The organism is Nostoc sp. 2RC (assembly GCF_014222165.1).
GTDB classification, from domain to species: domain Bacteria; phylum Cyanobacteriota; class Cyanobacteriia; order Cyanobacteriales; family Nostocaceae; genus Nostoc; species Nostoc linckia.
Genome location: NZ_JACKZU010000607.1, coordinates 1 through 2660, shown reverse-complemented (window position 1 = coordinate 2660; position 2660 = coordinate 1). Strand labels below are relative to the sequence as shown.

General features: G+C 44.4%; 2 protein-coding genes. Both read right to left on the bottom strand.

The window, feature by feature from the left end; genetic code table 11:
- On the bottom strand, positions 1–1520 hold a 1520-nt coding region (locus GNE10_RS33675), incomplete at its 3' end, for an efflux RND transporter periplasmic adaptor subunit (RefSeq protein ID WP_185570381.1).
- A gap of 101 nt (positions 1521–1621) precedes the next feature.
- Positions 1622–2167: a hypothetical protein gene (locus GNE10_RS33670; protein ID WP_185570380.1), complete on the bottom strand. Its 546-nt coding sequence runs from the start codon at positions 2165–2167 to the stop codon at positions 1622–1624.
- Positions 2168–2660: the final 493 nt, after the last annotated feature.

Here is a 2660-nt window from a genome sequence, read left to right as displayed (position 1 = left end):
CCACCGCCACCACCACCAAGGCCTGGAAAAACTCCACCTCTTGGTGTAGATTGGGGACGCGCTCCTGGTGGGAAACTCAGCAATACCCTTTCATTTCCTGTCAATCCAGACTTCACTTCAGTAAAGTTATTGGCAGTCACCCCCGTCTCAATGGGAGTGAACACGGGTCTGCCGTTGTTTCCTGGTATATACACACCTGTAGCGTTTTCTTGACGGACTACTGAGGCTGTTGGCACTACTAGGGCATTTTTCACTTCACCGACTTGAAAATCTGCTTCTACATTCATCCCAGACCGTAGTACTCTTTCAGGGTCTGAAAGAGACACCCTGACTTCAAAACTGGTAACGTTTTGTTCCACTACAGATTGGGCGGCAATTTGCCTAACTTTCCCTTCAAAGATTTTTCCTGGGTAGGCATCTGCTTGAATAGTAACTTTCTGACCAACGCTAATTTTAGAAATATTGGTTTCGGCTAAATTGGCGACGACTTCATTGGTCGAAGCCAGAGCCAAAATTGAAGAAGAGGTGGCAGAAGATATCTCACTACTGGCAGTTGTGGGAGTTACGAAAGCCCCAGGGTCAGCATACTTCTTCGTCACCACGCCATCAAAAGGAGCGCGAATAATCGTGTCATTGATTTCGGCTTGGATGTTTTGCAGCGAACCGCGAGCAGATGTTACCTGGGCGCGAGCTGCGTCTATATCTTCTTGGCGGGTTCCGGCTTTGAGGAGTGCCAAAGCTTGTCGTCTTTGGTTGACCACAGCTCGTGCTTGTTCGATATCTTCTGGACGCGACCCAGCTTTTTGCAGAGCTAGTGCCTGCTGTGCTTCATTAACAGCAGCTTGGGCACTATCCTTGTCCGCACGGATTTGATTTAAACTTTGAAGAGAAATAGCCCGTGCATTGTAAAGTTGTTGATTGCGCTGGAAATCATCTTCTGCTCTGGTCAAGTTTGCTTGAGCACTTTGTAAACGTGCTTGTGCTTGGCCAATATCTTGAGAGCGATTACCTACTACTACCTTTTGCAGATTCGCCTCCGCTTCATCGAGTTGTGCCTGTGCTTGAGCAATATCTTGGGGGCGATTGCCTGCCTGTGCTTTTTGCAGATTCGCTTGGGCTTGTGCCAATTGCCCTTGAGCAGAAGTGAGTTGTCCCCGCAGATTAGAGTCATCCATGTAAGCCAAAATCTGCCCTTGTTTGACGATATCTCCTTCCTTCACCAATAGTGTTTTAAGTACGCCTGAATTTTTCGGGCTGAGGTTAATTGACCGTTCAGGCTTGACCTCTCCGTTTGCCGATACTTTGATTACTAAATTTTGCCTTTGTACAGGTCTTGTTAAGACGCGGCGTCTAGCTTCTTGACGTGGAGCAACGGCTACTTGGTAATAAACTCCGTAACCAATACCACCAAACAAAGCAAAAACGAGTAACCAAGAAAGCCAATTTTTGTTCCCCTTTTTTTTCTTGACCTCTGGAACCACAACTGGTGAATCTACAGAGTCTTGTGTATTAAATTGCATATTTGTTTAAGTCTAGAAGGAACGGCTACCGAGCTGTTCTTCACGGCTAAAACTATAGCCTGGTAGCTCCATACTGACAATTATTTTGAGTTTTTAGTGTTTTAAAGGTTAATTTGCAGTATTAGTCCATCAGGAAGTCTGAAATAACCATCACGCACTCTTACTAATCTTCCAGCAGGAACAATTTCCTGACTGGGAAGTAGAATATCCCCATTGGGAAGTCTAAAGTAACCTTGATTACGTAGTCTGGCTATGCTTCTAGCAGGAATAATTTGGCCATTAGGATATCTAATGTCGCCATTACCGAGTCTGACCACTCTAACATAAGGTCTGTCGTCGCGATTCCAATTGTCCCAGTTAGAGCGATTTCTCACTTCTCTGGGATTGGGTCTGTCGTCGCGATTCCAATTGTCCCAGTTAGAGCGATTTCTCACTTCTCTGGGATTGGGTCTACCGTCACGGTTCCAACCCTGATTTGGAATCGTTCTGACTTCTACAGAATTGGGTCTGCCATCGCGATTCCAATCGCGATCCCTGTCAGCAATCACGTACACTTCTGTTTGGGCATTTGCAGGCACACTCAACAAAGTGGGAAAAGTGATGGCCGCCGCAGCTAAGACTATAGATGCACAGTTTTGTTTCAACATGATATTGACTCCTTTGTGCTTCGATTGTGATTCGACAATTGTTAGACAGTTGTTTTTTGGTATTACAGCAAATTTCACAGATTAAGGAACTTCCAAGTAAAAAAATATTTCACAGAAGACTGTTAACTGTTAACTGTTAACCGTTGACCTTTGACAGTCAGCAGTCAACGACCCCAAGCGGAATAATTTATTTTTTGGAGTTACCTAAACAAGCTTGATGTCTGGTTACCAAACCCAAGCTTTGCAACTCATCAAGTTTAAATGCGCTGTAAAATGTATAACATTTAACACCTCGTATAAATTCATACATAATAATTATCGTTCAAAACGTCCAAACTGATGTAGGACTAAAGTCACAAGTAATTCCAGGCTGGTGTATGACCAAAGTCATCAGTTTTTGTAATGGGGAGTGGGAAGGGAGAGGTAGGGGAAAAGGTTAAAGGGAAAAGGGAAAAGGAATAAATTTAATCTTTCCCCCTTTTCCCCTTACCCC